Origin of the sequence: Chitinophaga vietnamensis, from assembly GCF_902167635.1 — a bacterium.
Taxonomy (GTDB): Bacteria; Bacteroidota; Bacteroidia; order Chitinophagales; family Chitinophagaceae; genus Chitinophaga; species Chitinophaga vietnamensis.
The window spans coordinates 526,601-549,607 of record NZ_CABHMS010000003.1 but is presented as its reverse complement, the minus strand read 5'-3'; the positions used below and the strand labels follow the sequence as shown (position 1 = coordinate 549,607).

At 50.7% G+C, this 23,007-nt stretch carries 14 protein-coding genes; 11 read left to right on the top strand and 3 right to left on the bottom strand.

What is annotated here, in order from left to right:
- Positions 1–393 precede the first annotated feature (393 nt).
- From FPG75_RS10345 to FPG75_RS10310, 8 genes are all read left to right on the top strand, one after another.
- Complete coding sequence (locus FPG75_RS10345; protein WP_161596748.1) at positions 394–7,392, top strand: fibronectin type III domain-containing protein; 6,999 nt, start codon at positions 394–396, stop codon at positions 7,390–7,392.
- Positions 7,393–7,779: 387 nt separating this feature from the next.
- Positions 7,780–9,978 carry an exopolysaccharide transport family protein gene (locus FPG75_RS10340; RefSeq protein ID WP_143306700.1) on the top strand — a complete coding sequence of 733 codons (2,199 nt, stop codon included), beginning with the start codon at positions 7,780–7,782 and terminating at the stop codon, positions 9,976–9,978.
- Between the two features lie 3 nt (positions 9,979–9,981).
- Positions 9,982–11,025, top strand: coding sequence for an acyltransferase family protein (locus FPG75_RS10335; protein WP_143306699.1), 1,044 nt, complete (start codon positions 9,982–9,984; stop codon positions 11,023–11,025).
- A 106-nt stretch (positions 11,026–11,131) separates the two neighbouring features.
- On the top strand, positions 11,132–12,556 hold the full coding sequence (locus FPG75_RS10330) for an O-antigen ligase family protein (RefSeq protein ID WP_143306698.1): 1,425 nt from the start codon (positions 11,132–11,134) through the stop codon (positions 12,554–12,556).
- A gap of 21 nt (positions 12,557–12,577) precedes the next feature.
- Positions 12,578–13,297: a TolC family protein gene (locus FPG75_RS10325; protein ID WP_143306697.1), complete on the top strand. Its 720-nt coding sequence runs from the start codon at positions 12,578–12,580 to the stop codon at positions 13,295–13,297.
- Between the two features lie 4 nt (positions 13,298–13,301).
- Entirely contained in the window at positions 13,302–14,972 is a 1,671-nt protein-coding gene (locus FPG75_RS10320) for a hypothetical protein (protein ID WP_143306696.1), read from the top strand.
- Complete coding sequence (locus FPG75_RS10315) at positions 14,962–16,119, top strand: acyltransferase family protein (RefSeq protein ID WP_143306695.1); 1,158 nt, start codon at positions 14,962–14,964, stop codon at positions 16,117–16,119. The genes FPG75_RS10320 and FPG75_RS10315 overlap by 11 nt, the downstream gene beginning before the upstream one ends.
- On the top strand, positions 16,116–16,910 hold the full coding sequence (locus FPG75_RS10310) for a hypothetical protein (RefSeq protein ID WP_143306694.1): 795 nt from the start codon (positions 16,116–16,118) through the stop codon (positions 16,908–16,910). The genes FPG75_RS10315 and FPG75_RS10310 overlap by 4 nt, the downstream gene beginning before the upstream one ends.
- Before the next feature lie 79 nt (positions 16,911–16,989).
- Here FPG75_RS10310 and metK read toward each other — a convergent pair whose 3' ends face one another.
- Genes metK through FPG75_RS10295 form a run of 3 tightly spaced genes read right to left on the bottom strand, consistent with a single transcriptional unit; the run spans position 16,990 to position 20,488 of the window.
- Positions 16,990–18,246 (bottom strand): methionine adenosyltransferase, encoded by a 1,257-nt coding sequence (gene metK, locus FPG75_RS10305; RefSeq protein ID WP_143306693.1) that lies wholly within the window; start codon positions 18,244–18,246, stop codon positions 16,990–16,992.
- Positions 18,247–18,267: 21 nt separating this feature from the next.
- Positions 18,268–19,623, bottom strand: coding sequence for a DUF4270 family protein (locus FPG75_RS10300; protein ID WP_143306692.1), 1,356 nt, complete (start codon positions 19,621–19,623; stop codon positions 18,268–18,270).
- A 46-nt stretch (positions 19,624–19,669) separates the two neighbouring features.
- Complete coding sequence (locus FPG75_RS10295) at positions 19,670–20,488, bottom strand: glycogen/starch synthase (RefSeq protein ID WP_143306691.1); 819 nt, start codon at positions 20,486–20,488, stop codon at positions 19,670–19,672.
- 110 nt (positions 20,489–20,598) lie between these two features.
- On the opposite strand from FPG75_RS10295, the gene panC reads away from it, so the two are divergent.
- From panC to FPG75_RS10280, 3 genes are all read left to right on the top strand, one after another.
- Entirely contained in the window at positions 20,599–21,468 is an 870-nt protein-coding gene (gene panC, locus FPG75_RS10290) for a pantoate--beta-alanine ligase (RefSeq protein WP_143306690.1), read from the top strand.
- Between the two features lie 134 nt (positions 21,469–21,602).
- Positions 21,603–21,947 (top strand): aspartate 1-decarboxylase, encoded by a 345-nt coding sequence (gene panD / locus FPG75_RS10285; RefSeq protein ID WP_143306689.1) that lies wholly within the window; start codon positions 21,603–21,605, stop codon positions 21,945–21,947.
- A gap of 46 nt (positions 21,948–21,993) precedes the next feature.
- On the top strand, positions 21,994–23,004 hold the full coding sequence (locus FPG75_RS10280; RefSeq protein ID WP_143306688.1) for a lysylphosphatidylglycerol synthase transmembrane domain-containing protein: 1,011 nt from the start codon (positions 21,994–21,996) through the stop codon (positions 23,002–23,004).
- Positions 23,005–23,007: the final 3 nt, after the last annotated feature.

The following is a 23,007-nucleotide window of genomic DNA, read 5'->3' as shown; positions in this document are numbered from 1 at the left end:
TCGCTCTCCGGGGCGATAGATAAAAAACACTTTCACCATCTGTTTCGTAACGTTCACTAAAAAAAAGTGACCGTTTACCTAAAAAGACAACTGGATTACAGCAGCCGCTGTAAATTAGCGGGCAAAACCGGATATACCAATACCTGTTGACCATCATTCAGCAGGTGATTGTCAAGTGCCACGGTACTTCAGTTATATCTTACCAAATAATTTCACGCCTTATCCTTCGTTAAAGCCAACAACCGGTTGGAGAATATTTCGATCCCCACCCACTGATTTTTTCCATCTCCTCTGAAATTCATGCGTTATCGTGTAGCCATTACCGTATGCCTGCGCGCTAACGAAATACGTAACAGCGCTTTAACTGTCCCTGTTCCATAAATCATGAATTTTATGCAAAGATTTTTACACATCATGCTCGGTATTATGCTGCTCTCCGCCCGTGTGGCGCTGGCGCAGAGTGTACTGAACCCCTACGACCCCATCGTGAGGTACTACACCGGTATGACGCTGCCACAGCAGCCTCCGGATGGACAGATCGGCAAATGGATCTGTACAGACCTCAGCAAAAACATGCCCTACAACTGGCACACCGATTCACTGAAAGCCTACATCTACAAGGGTATGGCCTTTCGCCTGCAATTTCCGAAATCGTATAATCCCGCTGCCAACGACGGAAAAAAGTATCCCGTTTTTGTATTCTTCCACGGACGCGGTGAAGCCGGACCTATCACCGACAATGAACTACAACTTTATCATGGCGGCTACATCTTCAGTGGCGCCGTTGTGAACGGCACTTTCGATGGCTTCCTGCTCTATCCGCAGAACCAGGGCGGTTTTTTTGGTACGCTCGACTACGACAAAGTAGCCGATATCCTCAATTACATGGCGGCCAATAACAAGGCCGATCTTACCCGTGTGATAGTGAACGGACTTTCCAGCGGCGGCGCTGCCACCTGGGATTTCCTCAACCGTTACCCGCAGCTCACTGCGGCCGCATTACCGATGAGCGCAGCCGCCACTGCCCAACTCAGCCAGGTAAATTCTTATAAATTCACGCCGGTATGGTTGTTCCAGGGCGCTGTAGATGCGGCTCCCACACAGTATACCGCCGACCAGGTAGTGGCCAATGCAAGAGCCGCAGGCGCGAACATCACCTACACCGTTTATCCCGGCGTAGGCCACGGCACCTGGTACCTCGCCTGGGCCGAACCGGATTTCTTCCCGTTCATGAACCGCGCTAATATCCTCAATCCATATCCCCTGTATGGCCGCTCGCAGTTCTGCGCGGAAGATACCATCAACATCACCGTAGGTATCACGCCCGGGTTCGACAGCTATCAATGGAAACGGAATGATACCATCATCAACGGCGCTACCGGTAATTCGATCAACGTTACTTCATATGGCGCCTATGCCGTAAAAGCGCTACGGAACGGCGTTTGGAGCGATTGGTCGCCCACCCCGCTGGTAGTAGGCCTCAAGCCGCCTACCGTTACGCCGCCCATCACCACCGCAGGCCTCATGAGCAATGTGATACCCGCCCCCGATGGCAATACCAACGTCAGCTTGCAGCTGCCCAAAGGCTACGTGCACTATGAATGGCGCAATGCAGCCAATACCGTAGTAGATACCGACGCCGTATTCACCACCAGCACCGCCGGCGCCTATACCGCCAAAGTAACAGAACTATATGGCTGCTCCAGCAATCCCACCGCACCTTTCCTTGTGGTGAATGCCAATGGCCCCAATGGCCCTGACGGCATCCGCGCACTAACGGCAACGGCTATATCAAAAACACAGTTGCGCCTCGACTGGACCGACAAGGCCAACCCCCAATACAACGAAACATTTTTTGAAGTATACCGCGGCGCCCAGCCTGGCGGCCCTTACAAGCTGGTAGGCAAATCGCCCGCAGATACTGTTTATTATATCGACAGCAATCTTCAACCCAACACCAATTACTATTACCGCATCCGTCCGGTGAACAACAACGCCGCCGGCCCCTTGTCGGCAGAAGTGAAAGGCGTGACCATCCCTGATAACACACCGCCTACCGCTCCCGGCAACCTCGTGGTAAATGGCGCTACCACCCGCACCAGCGTACCGCTGGCATGGACGGCCTCCACCGACGATGTAGGCGTAGCCGGATATGATGTATATGTAAACGGAGTGAAAAGCTACAGCGTAGATTCTTCCACCCGCAGCATCATTGCCTATGGCCTCACACCGCGCCAGACCTACACCTTCTACGTAGTAGCCCGCGATGCTTCCGGCAACGTATCCGTGCCGAGCAACCAGGTATCTGCCAACAGCGTGAACAATGGTCTCAACTACAAATATTACGAAAGCTCCTGGGACATGCTGCCCGACTTCAACGCACTGACGCCTGTTTACGTAGGAGTAACACCAACGCCTACACTGAGCGTAGCCAGGGCCGCTAATAATTTCGGTCTCCTCTTTGAAGGATATATCAACATCACTACCGCAGGTACCTATTATTTCCAGCTCAGCTCCGACGATGGCAGCAAGCTGTATATCAACACGCCTTATAACTATGGCGCCACGCCGCTGGTTAACAACGACGGCCTGCACGGCACCGTAGCGCAAAGCGGCAGCATCTACCTCAATGCAGGCATCTACCCCATCGCGATCGCTTACTTCCAGAAAGGAGGCGGTTCTGCCCTGAGCCTGCAATGGAAAACAGGCAGCAGTGGCACTTACGTTAACGTTCCTGCATCTGCATTTGCTGATACCTTCACGCCCGCAGGCAGCACTGCTGCCGCGCCATCCTTGCTGGGAGCAGTTTCCGGCGGTTACAACCGTATCAACCTGAACTGGACCGATAACAGCACCAATGAAAGCGGGTTTGAAATTTATCGCGGCAACACCGCCACCGGCGCCTTCACCAAAGTAGGTCAGGCCGCTGCCGGCGCTGCTGCCTTTACTGATAGCCTGCTCAACGCCAATACACGTTATTACTATAAAGTAGCATCTATCAATCAATACGGTACCTCTACCCTGAACACCGGCGCACCTTACGGCGCGATCTGGCCTTTCAATGGAGATGTGAATGATATCAGTTACAATGGCAACAATGGTACGGCTGGCAGCAGCCTTACTTTTAGCAGTCCGGGTAAAGAAGGCGCCAAATGCCTCTCCCTCGATGGCACTGCCAACGGTTATGTAGGCATCGGCGCAGCCGGCACTACCGGCTTCCTCCACGATGCCTTCAGTGCAAGAACAGTGGCCATGTGGATCAAACCGAACAGTGTTTCCGGCAAGCGCATCCTGATCGATATGGGTGGCAGTACCAACGGCATCGCCCTCCGCCTCAATGGCAATGTGCTGGAAGGCGCAGTGGTAGGCAGTTCCAGCAGCACCAGAAAAACAATTGCCGCCAGCGCCACCATCAGCAATAACGTATGGACACATATAGCCGCCGTATATAATGGCAGCTCATTGAAACTGTATGTAAATGGCTTGCCTGCAGGCTCCACTACCTTCTCGTCCAGCATCGGCGCCAGCAGCGACGCTGCCGCCATCGGCAAATATATCAGTCAGAATGCCTTTGCAGACAATACCAACGTATTGAGCTTCTCCGGTAACATTGACTATACCACTATCATCAACGCTGTTCTGAGCGATAGCGATATCGTTAAACTGCGGGACAATATTTATCCTGTACCCACTGCCGTCACGGATACGCTGCCGGCGCCACCGGCAGCACCGACGGCAGCCACAGCCACCGCAGCAGCGCAGCGCATCAACCTCAGCTGGACAGATACCGCCACCAACGTAACGGGCTTCGAGATATGGCGCTCTGTAGGCAACAACACGAGCTTCCGCTTCCTCGCCAATACCAACGCCCTTGCAAGAGGCAATAGCAGCGGTACTTTCAGCGATACCAGCATCTTCGCCAATCAACAATATTCTTACCAGGTAAGAGCCCTGAATGCAGGCGGCAACTCTGCATGGTCTAATATCGCCAGCGCCACCGCGCTCAATAATCCGCCGGTGATACAAGCCATCCCCGACCAGACTTCCCGCTACGATGTAAGCTCGATGATACCGGTCATCGCCAGTGATCCCGATGGCGACTCTCTCACCTATACATTGGTGAACATGCCGCCTTTCATCACGCTCGTACAAAATGCGAATGGTTATTTCCTGAATGTAGCGCCAGCGCTCTCACAACAAGGCACTTACTACAATATCAAGGTGATCGTGACAGACGGCCATGGTGGCTCCGCACAGGCAGTGTTCAATCTCATCATCAACGATAACTACAGCCCGGTGATCGATAGTGCCAGCAATGTGACCATGAATGAAGGCGACAAACAACAAGTCACACTTACGGCTACCGATCGCAATCCAGGCGATTCACTCACCTGGACCGGCGTGAACCTCCCTGCTTTCATCACCGTCAACAGCAATAACGACACCTGCATCCTCAACCTGAAACCAGGCTATATCGATGCCGGCACTTACAACGTGAAAGTGCAGGTTAGCGACAACAAAGGCGGATTCGATACCAAAACATTTACGCTGGTGGTGAATAAAGTAGACCCCAACAGTAAAGTGTTCGTGAACCTCAAACTGTGGACAGACGCGCCTTCTCCATGGAACAACGTTACGTCTTCCACCTGGAGCAACCTGAAGAACGACAAAGGTGCGCTCACATCTATCAACGTGAACATACCAGGCAGCTGGTATGCCATGTATGCAGGAGGCCCAACCACCGGCAATAACAGCGGCGTAGTACCGGATGCCGTGATGCAGGAATACCTGTTCTTCGGTAACAAGCCTGGCTACTTCAGCGGTCCTGACTCTATTATCGGCAATGTCACCGGCCTCGACACTTCCAAAACATACACATTTAAATTCTTCGCCAGCAGCATCTGGAACCAGCAGGCAGATAACGGTACTACCACGTTCCGCATCGGCAATACTACTGTACCGCTGGCTGTACAGAACAATACGACCAATACTGCCAACATCTATAACGTAAAACCTGATGCCGGCGGCAATATCACGTTTGTGGCCAACCGCGCGCCAGGTACTGCTGTGGGTTATCTCAACAGTGTGGAGATAGACGTTAACTATGACGATGGCAATCCGCCAGCCGCTCCGCGCAATCTGGCAGCTACACTGGCCAATGGCATCGTACAATTGAACTGGACCGATGTAGCTTACAATGAAACCGGTTATGAGGTATATCGCAGCACCGACAGCGCCGGCGCATACACGCTCGTGAAAACGGCAGTACCTAACACGGCCAGCATCATAGATTCATCTGCCAGCGGCAACAACAGCTATTACTATAAAGTGAGAGCTGTTAACAATGCAGGCGCTTCTGCTTACAGCAACATCGCAGCGATCACGGTGCCCAACAAGATACCGGTGCTCGATTCGATTGCGGATGTGAAGATGAAAGCGCAGGATGTATTTACTGTGAGCCTCCACGCCGTGGACGATTCAACAGATACCCTGCACTTCACCGCTACCGGCCTGCCTCCTTTCGCCGCCTTCGGCGATAATGGTAACGGCACCGGTACCATCACTTTCAGTCCTACTAATGATAATCTTGGTTCGTATGTGATCACCGTGAGGGTAAGCGATAACCACGGAGGCAGCAGCAGCCGTACTTTCCGCCTGTTCGTAAACGACCGCAATACCACGCTCACTTATTTCAACATTGCAGAAATTTACCCGGCGCCTGCACCCTGGAACAATATCAACAACTATCCGTATGCAGGCACCTATGTGAGCAATGCGCTCGATGAAACCGGCACGCCCAACGGCATGACCTGGAGCATCAACGAAAACTGGACCTGGGCCGCACGCACCGGCGTAAACACCGGCGAAAGCACTGGTATCTATAGCGATCTCGTGCTCAAAACATCCTGGTATGAAAACAGTACCAATGGCAGAACCATCGTGATCGGCGGCCTCGATAACAACAAACGCTACAACTTCGTATTCTTCAATAGCCTGGCCTATGGCTCCGATGCCACCACGCTCTTTACCATCAACGGCACTACCGTTTCGCTCAACGGTATGTACAATACCCGCAAAACGGTACAGATCAATGGTATCACGCCTTCGAACGGACAAGTGTCCATCGTGATGCAGAAACCGCTCAACGCGCTGGCCAATTCCAATGCCTACCTCAATGCGATGGTAGTAGAAGCCTATCTGCCTACCGTGCCTTTGGTAAGTCCGGCCGGATTGAGAGCCGACGCCATCAACGGCACCAAAGTGGCGCTGATGTGGGCCGACCGCTCCACCGGCGAAACCGGCTTCCAGGTGTTCCGCAAGACATCTGCTACCGGCACGGAAACACAGATCGCCAGCCTGCCCGCTGGTAGCACCAGCTACATCGATTCCCTGCTCACGCCCAACCAGCAATATTTCTACCGGGTGAGAGCTGTGAAAGGCAGCACCTTGTCTGACTACAGCAACATGGCGTCTACCACTACCTTCGCCCTGAACCTGTACGTGAAGTTCAGCGATACCACCTATGCTCCCGCGCCCTGGAACAATACCAGCAAACGCCCGGCAACAGGCGCTTACATCAGCAACCTCGCAGATGATAACGGTAACCGCACCAATGTGGGCATCACTATCATCAACAATTTCGCAGGCATGTATGGCAACCCCGGCATGACCACCGGCGGCCGCAATGCAGGCATATACCCGGATGTAGTGATGAAGGAAAACCTCGTGCTCTTCCCCGGCCAGCAGGCTACCATGAAGATCACCGGGCTGAATCAGTCGATGAGTTACAACCTCACGTTCTTCGCGAGCGCCATCGACTGGCTCGATCTCAACACACAATACACGGCCAACGGCAACCGCGTAACCTGGCTCAACGCCTCTATGGACACCACTGGCGCCGCTACCATCTACAACGTGACGCCTGACCAGAACGGCGAAATCGCGCTCGCCGTCAACCCCGGCCCCACCGCCAGTTACGGCCTGCTCGGCGCGCTCGTGATACAAGGCTATACGCCACCGGTGGGCACTACCACCGGCAGCACCCTGCAGCCGCTCAAACAAACCAAGGTAGCAGGCGGCAACACGCCCGTGCACGCAGCGCCTGTGGAATCCGCCAGCGAAACCTTTGGCGAAACCAGCGTGTATCCGAACCCCTTTGTCAATCAACTCAACCTCGATATAGAGATGAAACGTTCGTCCAGCCTGTTCCTCGAAATCTTCGATCTCAACGGCAGAGCGCTGTACCGCGAACTCATCACCCACGTGCCGCAAGGCAGGTCTACATTGAGGATCAATACCGGCAACAAAATAACCGTAGCAGGATATTACCTGCTAAGAATAACAGACGACCAGCGTAAACAGAAAGTGTTTAAGGTCATTAAAAATATGTGAGAATTTTTTGATTTACGGATTTCTTGATTGCGAGGGACTGAAGCCCACTACCAATCAGGAAATCCGTAAATCCTCACATTCCTAAATGAATATGTGAGAATTTTTTGATTTACGGATTTCTTGATTGCGAGGGACTGAAGCCCACTACCAATCAGGAAATCCGTAAATCCTCACATTCCTAAATGAATATGTGAGAATTTTTTGATTTACGGATTTCTTGATTGCGAGGGACTGAAGCCCACTACCAATCAGGAAATCCGTAAATCCTCACATTCCTAAATGAATATGTGAGAATTTTTTGATTTACGGATTTCTTGATTGTGAAGGGTCGAAGCCCGCCACCAATCAAGAAATCCATAAATCCTCACATTCCTAAATTTAACCGATATGGATGTAATCTATTTTCTAAAGGCACTACTGAAAAAGAAATGGCTGATCATCATCAGCTCTGCAATGGCTGTGGTGGCGGCTTTCTTCTTTACCATGCACAAACCAAGGTTGTTTGTTTCCACTGCCCAGATGTCAACCGGTCTTACCCTCACCGATCAGATCAAACTACGCGATGATCATATCGATATGTTTGCGGTAGATCAGAAATTTGAAGGGCTCACCTCCACCATCACTTCTCCCATCGTCATCTCCCTCCTCTCCTATGATCTGCTGCTGCATGACATGGATGGCAAAGCCACGCCCTTCCGCACTCTCAAGGAAACGCAGCTCAGAGACCCGGCATACCGCAGCATGGATAAACAATCCGTGATCAGGATATGCCGCCAGAAATATGATTCGCTCCAGATGCTCAGTTCTTACAGAACAGACGAAAAAAATATTTTAGAGATACTCAAACTCTATGGCTACGATTATGAGTCTATCCGCAAACAGTTGACAGTGGCCCGTTTGAACCGGACTGATTATATCGACTTCACTTTCCGCTCCGAACATCCGGACCTCTCGGCATTTGTGGTCAATAAACTGTACAATGAATTTACCCGCTACTATCGCGGGCAACGCTCCGAGCAAACCGTGGAGAACGTAGAAACATTCGCCTCGCTTGTAGAGCAAAAGAAAAAAGAACTGGACCAGAAAGTGGAAGCGCTGCGCGAATACAAATCCTCCGAACGCATCCTCAACGTAGACCAGGCCAGCGGCAGCGAAATGGAGCTGATCAAGGGTTTCGACAAAAGCCTCTTTGATGAGAAGGCCAACCTCAACACCTTACAGGCGTCATTGGAAAATATCAACAACCAGATCAGCATCGCCGGCGCGGGTAAGCCGGTATACAATACCAGCAGCAATGGCGATATCATCGCCCTGCGCAAACAGATCAACGATCTCAACGAAGAATATATCAAGAAAGGCTCCAACGACGATGCGCTCGCCGCGAGAATAAAGTCCTTGCGCGCACAACTGCAAAATAAACTCGACAATGTAACCGTGGCCAGTGGCCGCGAAACCACCAATATCGACGAACTGCGGCAGAAGAAAGGCAGCCTGGAAGCACAGATCAAAGCCACCACACAGAATATTGCCAACCTGCAATCACGCATCTCCAGCCTGCGCGGATCGCTCGGCTCCTATGCCAGCAAAGAAGCCACCCTCAGCTCTTTGCAGCAAGAAGCTACGATGGCGCAGGAAGACTACAACAAGCTGAAAGAAAAGCTCAACGCTGCCGTTGATAACCGCTCCGCGCCACAGGATGGCTTTAAACAGAGTCTGGTGGGCCAGCCCGCCATCAAACCGGAATCCTCCAAAAGATTAATGGTAATGGGCCTCTCCGGCATATCCGTATTCTTTCTCGTTACCCTGGGTATCCTCTTCCTGGAATTTATCGACTCTTCTTTAAAATCACCTTCCATCTTTGAAAGGTCGGTGCCGTTGAAACTGATCAGCACCATCAATCACGCAGATCTTCGCAGGTACAGCATCCTGGAGATCTTACAGAAGAAAGATGAACCGAAGAAAGAAAAGAAACAGCGGCAAAATACTTTCCGCGAGTTGCTGCGCAAACTGCGCTACGAAGTAGAGCACAGCGGCAAACAGGTATTCCTCTTTACCAGCACGGAATCGCAACAGGGCAAAACCACGCTCACACAAGCGCTGGCCTATAGCCTCAGTCTTAGCAACCGCAAAGTTTTGATCATCGATACCAATTTCTGCAATAACGACCTCACCGTGCAGCTGGATGCCAAACCCACGCTGGAAGGCTTTTCGCTGCCAAGGGAACAATATTCCTTCGATAAGATACACGATATCGTTACCACCTATGCGATCGACGGCGTGGAGGTGATTGGATGTAAAGGTGGCGACTATACGCCGTCGGAGATACTGCCGAAAGATAACCTGCTGAATTACCTGCCGGATCTCAAGGCACACTACGATTTCATTCTGCTGGAAGGCGCGCCCCTCAATGATTACACCGATAGTAAAGAGTTGGTGAATGAGGTAGAAGGCGTGATCGCCGTCTTCTCTTCACGCACTACGATCAATCAGCAAGACAAAGAATCTATACAGTTCCTGCAAGGCCTGGGCGATAAATGCCTCGGCGCCGTATTGAACAATGTAAGGGAAGACTATCTTGAATTATAACCCATGCCAACTGCCAACACGATAACCACTGCGCGCCAGAGCTGGATCGACTATGCCAAAGGTATCGCCATCATATTGGTGGTGTACCGGCATATGTTGTTCGGCTTGCAAAATGGGGGCCTTGTGGTGCCGCAGTGGATCGTGGATGGTAACAATGCCTTGTTCAGTTTCCGGATGCCTTTGTTCTTTGCATTGTCTGGCCTGTTCTTCCGGGCGGGGCTCCGCAAACGCGGCCCCGCAGGCTTTCTGGCCAACAAGGTAAACACCTTATTGTATCCCTACCTGTTATGGGCCGTGATACAGATCACCTTGCAGATCGTTTTTGCCCGCTATGCCAATGCGCACCGCAGCTGGCACAGCTACCTGGATATTTTCGTGCAGCCGCGCGCGTTAGACCAGCTCTGGTACCTGTTTGCATTGTTCAATGTAACAGCGCTGTACCTCTTCACCAGTGTGGTGCTAAAATGCAACGATCGTCTGCAATTATTTACCGGCCTGTGTTTGCTGGCATTGGCGCCGCTGGTAGTACAAATGAGCGCATGCTATGATATCTGCCTGCATTACGTCTTCTTCGCCGCCGGCTGCCTGGCGGCGCCGCTGCTGATGCAGGAACAGGTACAGGAGCGGCTTGCATCAGGAGCGGGATTATTACTGCTGCTGCCGCTGTTTGTGCTGTCGCAATGGTACTTCCTGTATCATCAGCAGATGAACCTTTACCTATATGCACTGATTGCATTGGCGGGTAGTTTATTTATGGTGATGCTGTCGGCCTGGCTGGCCAGATACCGCGTCCTGCGCTGGTTAACGGCGATCGGCCACTATTCGCTGTACATCTACCTGCTGCATGTGATGCTGGCTTCTATGATCCGCTATGCCCTGCTGAAGAGTGACCTGCTTAGCAATGTGCCTTTGCTGCTGCTGGTGCTCATCGGTACCTCCATTCCTTTGTCGGTGCTGGTGTATAAAACCTGTATACAGTTAAAACTGGGTTTCCTGTTCAAGGGGCCATTGCCAGCAAAACGTATAGCCTATACCGTTAATGTATGAAGAAAGAAAGTAAAAATATCAACGCGAAATATCACAAACTGCTGATCAATATCTTTTTTGTATTGGTGATGACGATGATGTTTGTAAAAATCATGTTTTTGTAGCTATGCAGATCACCAGGCAACATACCACCAATATTATCTGGGCGCTGGCGCTGATAGCAGCCGTGCTGGCCATTTCCTGGGTATCCTCGCAGGATTTCAAATCCGGCGTGCTGGTGCTGGCAGGTATCCTGGGCGCCGCGCTCAGCGTGCTTTGCTTTCGCAGTCCGCAGCTGGGATTTTATATCACCATCACCACGGTGATCGTGGTACGTTTTTTTGCGAGGGTTTATGGAGAAGACCTGCCCGTAGGCGCCGCCACCGACCTGATGATGGGCAGCTCCATCATTGGCCTGATGCTGCGGAAAGGCCCGCGGGAAAAGAGCGGCATGAACTTCCTCAAAGAGCCGATCATGCTGCTGCTCTATGTGCAGTTCCTCTATGATATCATACAGGTGTTCAATCCCAACAGCTATAGCAAAGAAACCTGGGTGCTGTATATGCGCCTGATGATACGTTACCTCATGTTCCTCGTGCTGGTGATACAGGTTTTCCGCAGCATGACCGACGTACGGCGTTTTTTCCGCTACTGGCTGGGGCTGTCCACCTTTGTGGCCTTCTATGGCTGCATACAGGAATGGTTTGGCCTTATGCCTTTTGAACTGGCCTTCCTCCTGCGCACGCCGGAGGCGCTGAATACGGTATTGATCAACGGGCATATGCGCATCTTCTCCACCATGTCGGACCCCGCAGTGATGGGGCTGATGATGGCCCTGGGCGCGATCCTTTGTTTAATACTGCTCACTGCCAGCAATAGCGTTGTTTCTCCCAAAAGAAAAATATGGCTGGCGATATCCCTCCTGCTGCATCTGCTGGCCTGCGCGTATTCCGGCACCCGCACGGGTTTCGTGATGGTGCCCGCCGGCATGCTGGTATTCCTGCTGGTGAACCTGCACAAACGTAACGCCATTATTGCGGCCATGATATTCGGTTGTTTTGGCGCGGCATTGTTGTTTGGTCCTTTCTATGGCAATGCCACCATCAACCGCGTGCGCAGCGCCTTTGTAGGTACGCAGGATGCTTCGCTCAATGTACGTGAGGTGAACCGCCATCACATACAACCTTATATCTATGCGCATCCTATCGGCGGCGGCATCTTCACGGCTGGCGGCGAAGGCAAAACTTATAACCCCGGACACCCGCTGGCAGGCTTTCCGCCCGATAGCGGCTACCTCCGCGTAGCGCTGGAACTCGGCTGGATCATGTTGCTGCTCACCTGCATTTATTATTGCGTGCTGCTCAGCTATGCCATCAGCAATTATTTCCGTGCCACAGAGGAGCTCGACAAACTGCTGCATATCAGCATCACCTGTATGCTCTTTGCCGTTACCGTTTCTATGTACTCGCAGGAAGCCGGAGGCCTGATGGAATCAGCCTTCTTCACGAATGTGCTGGCAGGTATCGCCATCAAATCAAAATATCTTCTGTAATTATTTTTTAAATGAGATAGTATGAAAAAGCTGTTACTTTTTGTTTTATCCCTCACCACCTTTCTGATGGCAAGCGCACAACAGAAAGATTCTATCGACCTGGCCACTGTACAAAGCAATCCCGCACTGGAAGCCCGTTTCAAGCAAACGCTGGTAGCGCTGGCACGCAACAACCCCAACCAGGATGGCTACAAAGCCAAAGAAAAGATCAACAAATATGAAATACAAAATGCCAAAGCCGCCTGGCTCAATCACTTCATGGCCGCCGCTAACGTTAACGAATATAGTCTGAAGAACAGCAGCACCATCAACGGACAAAACTACTACTACCCGAAATATAACCTCGGCTTCAGTATCTCTCTCGGCGACCTGCTCACCACTCCCAACAATGTGAAGATCGCCAAAACTAACCGCGAAGTGATAGAAGCCTTGAAGGAAAAGGATCTCCGCGATGCGCGCACGAATGTATTAAAACAGTACGAGACCTATATCGCCAACAAAAAATTGTTTGAGCTACACCTGCCCCTGCTGGAAGATGCCTACAGCAATTACCAGTCACAGGAAAAGAAATTCTCCGCCGGCGAAGTATCCATCGAAATATACAACAGCGCCTACCGCGTTTATAACGCCGAAATGGTACAGAACGTAGTGCTGGCCAAGAATATGAACGAATCCAAGATAGACCTGGAAGGCGCCATCAATATGCCTTTGGAGGCCGCGCTGCAACTACTGAAACAATAACCGGATGAATCACCAACAGCAAAGATCTCTTTCTCCGTTCTATATCGCATCCGCTGTTTTTACGCTGCTGATGCTGTTCTCCTGGTACCGGATCAGCCGCCTCACCGGCGGCATGTTCTGTTATTCGCTGGATGATGCCTTCATTCACATGGCCGTTGCCAAAAACTTCGGGCTGCACGGTGTTTGGGGCATCACGCCCGATGCCTTTGGCTCTGCTTCTTCTTCACCACTGTATACGGTGTTGCTGGCATTACTTTTTCGTATAGGCGTGCACAGTTATCTGGTAGCCCTCTTCATCAATGTGGGAGCGGCTTTCCTGCTATTGTTTTCTGTCAACCGCTTGCTGGAAAAATATAACATGCCCTCCCGCGCGCGCACCATCGTACTGCTGCTGCTGATATTTTTGTTGCCGCTGCAAGTGCTGGTGATCACCGGTATGGAACATGTGCTGCATCTCTGGTTTGCTTTGCTGTTTCTGCAAAGCGTAGCGGAACTGGCCCAGGCTACCAAAGCTACTACGCGCCAGATACTTGCCTGTAGCGCTTTTGCGGCCCTGATGGTGAGCGCCCGTTTTGAGGGACTGTTCATGTTGGGTACTGCCTGTCTCTTGTTGTGTTACTACCGTAAATGGCGCCCCGCTGTGATCATCGGCGTAATAGCAATTGCTCCTCTATGTCTTTTCGGGTTGTTGTCTGTGTTGCATGGCGGTGCGATCCTGCCCAACTCCGTGCTCCTGAAAGGCAGTGGCAGCGCAGGTTTGGGGCAACGCCTGCAAGAGATACTGGTATACCGCCTCATGTATGGCAATAATACCATGATGAATCTTTTCCAGAAAGAAAAATTATTCGCCGGCATTCCTTCCATATCCGGTACGGCGGTAGTACGGTTGATCGTGATCGTGCCATTGTTGGTATTATTAGCGAAGACGAAGGAAGATGATAAACGAAACGGCGGCGCCATCATCATGGGCGTGATCTTCAGCATCAGCTGTATCCTGCACCTGGGGCTGGCTGCCGTGGGATGGATGTTCCGCTATGAAGCCTATCTCATCGGTCTCGCGCTGATCATCTCTTCCATATTACTGTATCAACAATGGCCGGTATATAAAGCCACGATAGGGCAATTCGGATGGCCGCGCAGGATCATACTGCTGGCGCTCGTGTATTTTGTTTGCAGCCCGCTCATCGTGAGAACCCTCGCGGGTTACCGCTTCATGCACCGCGCCTGCCGCAATATCTATGAGCAACAATACCAGATGGGGCTGTTCCTCAACAAATACTATCCGGGTGTAACTGTGGCCGCCAACGATGTAGGCGCCGTGAGCTTTTTGTCTGGCAGCCGCATCATCGATATCTGGGGCCTCGGCAACAACGCCATTGCTAAAAGCCGCCTCAAAGGCGATTATTCCGCTGCCTGGCTCTTGCAATTCTTACAACAGGAGCATACGAAGATAGCCGTGATCTATAACGACTGGTATGAGCCGGCGCTCTATGGCAAATGGACGGAAGCCGGCAGCTGGACGATCTCCGACAATGTGATCTGTGGCGGCGATAAGGTCACCTTTTACGCACTGGACCCGAAAGACGCGCCCCTGCTGCAACAGCGGCTGGCCGAGTTCAAAAAGGAACTGCCTCAAACGGTGCTCGCTCAAAATACCCTTGCACATGACCAATAACCCGTATATACGCAGTCTGGACGGCGTAAGGGCCATCGCTATCTCCGGGGTGATGCTCTTCCACTGGGATATCCTCCGCTTCGGATGGGTGGGCGTGCCGCTCTTCTTTGTGCTGTCGGGCTATCTGATTTCCGGTATCCTCCTCCGTGAAAAGCAGCGCCCGGACAGCCTCGCCGCCAAGCTGAAAAAATTCTGGATCAGGCGCGCCCTGCGCATCTTCCCATTATATTATGGGTACCTGTTGTTGTTTGTAGTGATATTCCTCGTATGGGGCTATCCGGCAGATTACAAACAGGAACTGCCCTGGCTGCTCACCTACACGTATAACTATACCGCCTTTCATGGCGTGCCTTTCAGCCCGGTGTACAGCCACTTTTGGTCTTTGTGCGTGGAAGAACAGTTCTATCTTTTCTTTCCGCCTGCCGTATTGCTACTAAGGGTATCGCAGCTACGAAAACTCACCATCGCCATGCTGGTAGCGGGCCCTTTGTACCGTTTGTTGTTTTCACTTTACCTGCGGCACATGGGACAGAGCGATACTGTCGTGTATGATGCTGTTTTTTGGAGCACGCCTTCCAACCTGGATGCCTTCTTTACAGGCGCCGCCATCCATCTCTTTGAGCTGCCTGCACGTGTGAAGCGGCCCCACTGGCTCTTCGCCGGCGTCCTTGCGGCTACATTGCTGGCGGGCGGCATCAATTATCTCAGTATCAAAGACAGCTTCAGCGCCAGTGTGCCGTATATCAGTCAGTTAGGCTTTATCATGCGGCATAGCGGCCATTGGCAGGAAGTATGGTACAATTGCTTTTTCTTTCCGCTGGCAGGCGCGCTCCTGCTGCTGATGGTATCGCCGTACCGGAACCCTTTACGCAATGCCTTGCAACACCTTTTCGAAAGCCGGCCGCTGGTGGCCGTTGGAAAGGTATCTTATGGCATGTACCTTTATCACTGGATCATCATGGAATTGATGTGGCAGCCCTTCCTCAACAGGCAGCAAGGCCCCTTTAAATATCTCTATTTTATTGTATTCTTTTTGGTGGTGTACGCTGTTTCGTATATCAGTTACCGTTGGTTTGAACAATGGTTTATACAGCTGAAAGACAAGCTCACCGCCGCTCCTGCCCTCATAACCCGACAGCAAGCATGACATTCATGAAACTTTTCGTACTGCTGTACACGTTAGCACAGCAGCAAACACTTTACAGCAAAACAAATGATGGGGAGTTCCATAAAGTGATCGTTACCCATAGTATTTACGGGCATCAGTCGCCCGCTATCATTTACCTGCCTAAAGAGGCGCTGGGCTATAATGCGCCGCGGTTGCCGCTGATCATCTCATTCCATGGCCGCAGCGGCGCCGGGCATGATATTACTAAAGTATTCCGTGAAGGCGTATTGCGGCAGATCAAAGAAGGGAAAAAGATAGAGGCCTATAACCGCATCGATCACAAGCTGTATAAATTTATTGTGATGACGCCCTTGTCGGAAAACTGGTCCTTTGCCGCCGATGGCCTCAACTGCATCCTCAACGATGTGTTGAAACGATTCCCCATCGATTCCACACGTATGTATGTAACAGGCTACAGCGCTGGTGGCTGGTCTTCGATGATGGCCATCACCGATTCGGCGGTGGCGCCGCGTATAGCCGCTGCCGTGCCCATGTCGCCCTCCGCGATCGATGAGCAGCATGTAAAACAATTTAAAGTAACGGCAGAGAACAACGTGCATGCCTGGTATTTTGCGGGCACCGGAGAAACCTTATTCCTGCAGAATGCAGAGGCTTATATTGATAGCACCAAACACTACAAACCAGGCCTGACAAGGTTTACCAGGCATGCCATGGGGCATGGCGGTTTCTACAAGTTCTATACGCCCGACTATCGCGAAGGCGATATGAATATTTATGAATGGATGATCATGTTCAGAAAGCATTATTAGCATTTAATTGATCGATCAATTAAATGAAACAAAAAAAGGGACCGCGAATCGCGGTCCCTTTTCAATATGCTAAAGTTGCTTATAATTTGAAAGCAGCTTTCACTTTATCTACGTAGTCCAGTTTCTCCCAGGTAAACAGTTCCACTTCTACCTTCTTCTCATTCTTCTTACCTCTGTTGAAAACCTTGGTAACGGTTTGTGGTTCGCGGCCCATGTGACCATAAGCGGCAGTATCGCTGTAGATCGGGTTGCGCAGCTTCAGGCGCTGTTCGATCGCATAAGGGCGCAGGTCGAAGATCTCTTCTACCTTCTTCGCGATCTCGCCGTCGTTCAGTTGTACTTTGGAAGTGCCGTAAGTATTTACATAAACACCGCAAGGCTTAGCTACGCCGATCGCGTAAGATACCTGAACCAGTACTTCGTCGCAAACACCGGCAGCTACCAGGTTTTTGGCGATATGACGGGTAGCGTAAGCCGCAGAGCGGTCTACCTTGGAAGGATCTTTACCGGAGAAAGCGCCACCACCGTGTGCACCTTTACCACCGTAAGTATCTACGATGATCTTGCGGCCGGTAAGGCCGGTATCGCCGTGCGGGCCACCGATCACGAATTTACCGGTCGGGTTGATATGATGCTGGATATCGAAACCTTCGAACAGTTTTTGCAGTTCAGGTTTCAGCTGTGCTTTTACGCGCGGGATCAGGATGTTGATCATATCATCTTTGATCTTGGCGAGCATCTTATCGTCTGCATCAAAATCATCGTGCTGGGTAGAGATCACGATGGTATCGATCCTTAAAGGCTTGTTATCGTCAGAATATTCGATGGTTACCTGTGATTTCGCATCGGGGCGCAGGTAAGTGATATCTTTGTTTTCGCGGCGCAGTACAGCCAGTTCCAGCAGCAGCTTGTGTGCCAGGTCCAGTGCCAGCGGCATATAGTTCTCAGTTTCGCGGGTAGCATAACCAAACATCATACCCTGGTCGCCAGCGCCCTGCTCTTCCGGAGATTTACGGTCAACACCCTGGTTGATATCAGGTGATTGCTCATGGATAGCAGACAGGATACCACAGGAGTTTGCCTCGAACATGTATTCGCTCTTGGTATACCCGATCTTGCGGATTACCTCACGGGCAATATCCTGTACATCCAGATATGCCTCAGATTTCACCTCACCTGCCAGCACCACCTGACCGGTGGTTACCAGTGTTTCACAAGCTACTTTAGAGGTTGGGTCGTATGCCAGGAAATGATCAATCAACGCGTCTGATATCTGATCTGCTACTTTATCAGGATGTCCTTCTGAAACCGATTCAGATGTAAATAAATAAGGCATAAAAAACTCGGATTAGCAGTTTTATGGTTTAGTATAAATGATTCTCAACTTGATGCTATACTGGGAATTGCCGCTGCCACCCGCTTTCACACGGGGAACGTCCATCACCAGTGGTGAATAGCCTTCCAGTTTGAACCCATTGTTCGTTTCAGTCTTTTTAATGAGCAATTGTAAATAACGGGCGAGGTTAAATTTGTACTGTGCAATCATTACACCGCCAAAATTAGTAACAACCTGCTTTTTGCCGCCGAAGTAATCGGAACCGCCGCTATAATCTACCGGGAGTTTGGTGGAGTCTCCGTTAGTGTATTGTCTCAAAGTTAAGGTATTTGGCTCAACAAAAATATCATTTCTGTCAGGTTGCCCTACCGTTACCTGTGTGATCACCAGCTCGGCTTTGTTGATCAAAGCATTCGGGAAATTTTCCAGGCCTGGTATCTTGATGCGGGTAAATACGCCCGGATTGGTTTGCAGGAACAGGATGCTGTCGCCTGCCGGGTTATTGGTGTTGATATATTTACTGGCTTCAGAACCGTTGTAGTTACGCAGGAAGAAGGTGGAGTGCGCGCTGTTCAAGCTGTTGAACGCGAAGGTTGCTCTCAGGGAATCCTTTGTGCTGTTCTTGTAGAATACCGTCAGCTTGGTGTTCGCATTGTTCATGTCCACATAGATCATGTTCTTGTTGTTGGCAGACATGGTGTCGGGCATGATGGCGAAGCCTTTCAGGTAAGCACGGAAAGCGGAATCGTTTTTGAAAGCGCCATCCGCTGTTTGTGCCAGCAGGTCGTTACCAAAAGCGGAGCTGAGTTTGATACGCAGCTGCGCGGTCTCTTTAGTGCCGTAGATGCTTACGGAGTCGCGGAGGCCCAGGGGCGTAACGGTAGCAGTACCCAGCAATTCGCCCGGGTTATAGCTCAGTGGCTTGTTATACCGGTAGTTGGAATCGATTTTGAAACCAGGTTCGTTCATGCGGTACACGCGGAAGGTCTGCGAAGAGGCAGAGTCGCCGATGTAGCCCATATAGCTCACGGAGAGCACCACGGAATCCAGTGTCTGGCCGGTACCTGCGAAAGTGAAACCGCTGGAAGGCAGGCCCACCTGCATGTACAAGGCAGCTGTTGTTTTACCGAATACCTGGTCGGCTGTGATAGATCCAAGGATCCTTTTGAAATACGTATATCCGTTGATGATAGATGAGTCGTACGTCAGGATGTTATTGGCAATGATACCATTGATGGTAGTATCTTTTGCATTGACGAAGTCGCCGGGAGGAATAAGGTTGTTACCGAGAATGGTAGACTCGTTACACCCGGAGGATGTATACAATACAGTAAAAAAGGCTGCTACGAAGCTGAGGTTCCTGAAATTGATCTTCACGCGTTATGGTGTTTAATTGTGTGGCCGGACAATCGTTAATAAATGGCTATTTACCTAACAGCTGGTTGTAGAGCGCCAGGTAATCGGCCAGATCTTCATTATCTTTTTTGAAAGGCAGGATAATCTTACCCTTTTCAGCCTTTACTTCGTCTACTACTTTCTTTTCCAGTTTGTCGGCGGCCAGCACCACCGCATCTGCATATTTAGCGGCGCCTCTGTTGAGGGCGGTGTTGGTTCCGTCTTTGAACAGCTCCATGTCTTTCTCCTTGATCTGGTTACTGATGGTGGCTTTCTTCACAAAAGTTGTTCCCAGTTTTTCCTTGAAGGTGTTGGGAGAAAGTGAATATACGATTTTGCTGTTCGCAAAAACGGGTTCTTTTTTGTAGGCAGTTTTCAGATACATGGGGATGAGGGAGGTCATCCAGCCGCTACAGTGGATGATATCAGGAGGCCATCCGAATTTCTTCACGGTTTCCAGGGCGCCCTTGCAAAAGAAAATGGCACGGGCCGCATTGTCGTCAAAGAACTCGTCGTTCTCATCGGCAAAAACAGTCTTACGCTTGAAATAATCTTCGTTATCCAGGAAGTAGACCTGCAATCGGGCATTCGGCAGTGAAGCCACCTTGATGATCAGGGGGTAATCATCCCCGTCGATCACAATGTTAATACCCGACAACCTTACCACCTCGTGTAAACGGTGTCTTCTCTCATTAATAATTCCAAATCTAGGCATGATCACTCTCACTTCCAAGCCGGCCTCATTGGACTTAATTGCCATTTTATTGACCATCGCCGCGTACTCGCTCAGTTCCAGGTAAGGCGACATCTCTTGGGCAATAAAAAGAATTCTTTTCTTTGTGGACATTTAACGCTGATTATTAATGCAGTAATTTTTAATTTGGCTTGCAAAATTACGGATTTTTTACGGAATATTGGCCAATCTGTCAGTTTTAACATCCTTTTAAGCAATGTTTTATGTATCTATTTAAGCGCAGTAATGACCTGAAAAAGCACCTGGACCTGGTAAGAAAAAGCGGCAAAAGCATTGGTTTTGTGCCAACTATGGGAGCCTTGCACAACGGGCATCTGTCACTTATTCAGGCGGCAAAAAAAGAAAATGATATTGCCGTTTGCAGCATCTTCGTCAACCCGACCCAATTCAATGATCCGAAAGATTTTGAAAAATATCCCGTCACCATCGAAGAAGACATCAAAAAATTGAACGATGCATCAACAGATATACTTTTTTTACCTTCTGTAGATGAAATGTATCCCGAAGGCCTCTCCGGCGGCCTCCATTATGACTTTGGCGATCTCGAAACCATACTGGAAGGCAAATTCAGGCCAGGCCATTTCCAGGGCGTTGGCAAAATAGTACACAAATTGCTCGATATCGTTCAACCCGCTAAACTGTTTATGGGGCAGAAAGACCTCCAGCAATGCCTTATCGTACGTAAATTACTGAAAATCATCGACTCTCCGGTAGAATTAGTGGTTTGCCCCACAGAACGCGAAGCCAGCGGCCTCGCCATGAGCAGCCGTAATGCCCGCCTGTCGCCCGCCGCACGTAAAAAAGCCGTCGCCATCTACCAGGCACTCGAACACCTCAAACAACAATTCGGGAAAGGCCTTCACTTCCTCGAAGGCGCCCACGATGCCTTCGACGATCTCAAAACACAAGGCTTCGATCCCGAATACGTAGATATCCTCTCCCTCGATCCCGATGGCAACCTCCACCCGCTCAACCAGCCGCCAGCAGACAACGACACCATCGTTGCCGCCATCGCCGCCTGGCTCGACGGCGTTCGCCTGATTGATAACATGATCATCCGGGGGAATATTTGAGGATTTTTTGATTTACGGATGTGAGAATTTATGGCCAAGCTGAAGTGCGCCGTAAATTCTCACATCCGTAAATCAAAAAATCCTCAAATATTCCATAGCTTTGCAGACGCTCCTCACAAGAGCATTGTACAGTTATGCAAATTGAAATATTAAAGTGTAAGATTCACCGCGCGGTTGTTACGGAAGCTAACCTGCAATATGTTGGAAGCATTACTATCGATGAAGATCTGATGGACGCCGCAGGACTCATAGAATACGAAAAAGTTCAGGTACTGAATGTCAATAATGGTGAACGCCTGGAAACCTATGTTATCAAAGGTAAACGCGGCTCCGGCGTGATCTGTATGAACGGCCCCGCAGCCCGCCTCGTTGCCCCGGGAGATATTGTGATCATTATTTCCTATGCCACCATGGACTTCGAAGAAGCCAAAAAATATAAACCTGTTGCCATCTTCCCGAAAGAAGGAAACAAATTATAATCCCGGCAGTCACTGATTACTGTATCATCCTAAACTCTTTTTGGCTATGCCCAAATTGCTTAAGAACATTATTAAGTTTGTTTGCTTTTTCGGCATAGGCGTGCTGCTGATCTGGCTCGTAACACGTCAGATCAGTCCGGCCCAATGGGTGGACATCAACGAGGCCTTTCACCGCGCCAACTACTGGCTCATCATCCCCGCACTCATACTGGGTATCGCCAGCCACTGGCTCCGCGCCACCCGCTGGAAGCTGCTCATGAAACCATTGGGCTATCAACCCAATACTTTCAACACCTTCTTCGCCGTGATGATCGGCTACCTCGTCAACCTCGGCGTACCCCGCCTCGGCGAAGTGACCCGCTGCGGCGTATTGGCGCAGTACGAAAAGGTGCCGGCCGACAAACTCGTTGGCACCATGATCGCGGAAAGAGCGGTAGACCTGCTCTGTCTCATCTCTCTCATCGCGCTCACCATCCTCACACAGATCGATGTGCTCGGCGCTTATGTGAACCGTGAATTTTTTTCCAGGATACAGGACAAACTGTCCCATGCAGATGCCAAACAACTCCTGCTGCTGGCCGCCATCATAATAGCGGGCGTACTGGTCCTCATCTGGCTGCTGCGCCGCTTTGCGCGCTCCAAAGCTGCCATCACCATGAAAGCCTTGCTGAGAGGCGTGGTAGAAGGCATCCTCTCTATCGGCAAGATGGAAAATAAATGGTCCTTCATCCTGCAAACCATCCTCATCTGGGGCTGCTATCTCTCACAAGTGTATATCGGATTTTTCTGCTTGCAGGAAACCAGTCATCTTACCATTGCTGCCGCATTAGCCGTGCTGATGATCGGCAGCCTGGGCATGATCGTTACGCCTGGCGGCATCGGCGCTTACCCTCCGCTCGTACAAGGCACCCTTAAATTATATGGCATCCACTATGCCGTAGGTTTTGCGCTCGGCTGGATCATATGGGCCGCACAAACGCTGCTGGTGCTGATCCTCGGCTTTGGCAGCTTCATCGCATTGCCGCTGTTCAACAAGAACCGCCAGGGAAAAATTTAGCTA

Bases quoted from the DNA above. Each gene is read 5' to 3' on its own strand.
- FPG75_RS10345 (WP_161596748.1), top strand. From the start codon at position 394: ATGCAAAGATTTTTACACATCATGCTCGGTATTATGCTGCTCTCCGCC.
- FPG75_RS10340 (WP_143306700.1), top strand. From the start codon at position 7,780: ATGGATGTAATCTATTTTCTAAAGGCACTACTGAAAAAGAAATGGCTG.
- FPG75_RS10335 (WP_143306699.1), top strand. From the start codon at position 9,982: ATGCCAACTGCCAACACGATAACCACTGCGCGCCAGAGCTGGATCGAC.
- FPG75_RS10330 (WP_143306698.1), top strand. From the start codon at position 11,132: ATGCAGATCACCAGGCAACATACCACCAATATTATCTGGGCGCTGGCG.
- FPG75_RS10325 (WP_143306697.1), top strand. From the start codon at position 12,578: ATGAAAAAGCTGTTACTTTTTGTTTTATCCCTCACCACCTTTCTGATG.
- FPG75_RS10320 (WP_143306696.1), top strand. From the start codon at position 13,302: ATGAATCACCAACAGCAAAGATCTCTTTCTCCGTTCTATATCGCATCC.
- FPG75_RS10315 (WP_143306695.1), top strand. From the start codon at position 14,962: ATGACCAATAACCCGTATATACGCAGTCTGGACGGCGTAAGGGCCATC.
- FPG75_RS10310 (WP_143306694.1), top strand. From the start codon at position 16,116: ATGACATTCATGAAACTTTTCGTACTGCTGTACACGTTAGCACAGCAG.
- metK (WP_143306693.1), bottom strand. From the start codon at position 18,246: ATGCCTTATTTATTTACATCTGAATCGGTTTCAGAAGGACATCCTGAT.
- FPG75_RS10295 (WP_143306691.1), bottom strand. From the start codon at position 20,488: ATGTCCACAAAGAAAAGAATTCTTTTTATTGCCCAAGAGATGTCGCCT.
- panC (WP_143306690.1), top strand. From the start codon at position 20,599: ATGTATCTATTTAAGCGCAGTAATGACCTGAAAAAGCACCTGGACCTG.
- panD (WP_143306689.1), top strand. From the start codon at position 21,603: ATGCAAATTGAAATATTAAAGTGTAAGATTCACCGCGCGGTTGTTACG.
- FPG75_RS10280 (WP_143306688.1), top strand. From the start codon at position 21,994: ATGCCCAAATTGCTTAAGAACATTATTAAGTTTGTTTGCTTTTTCGGC.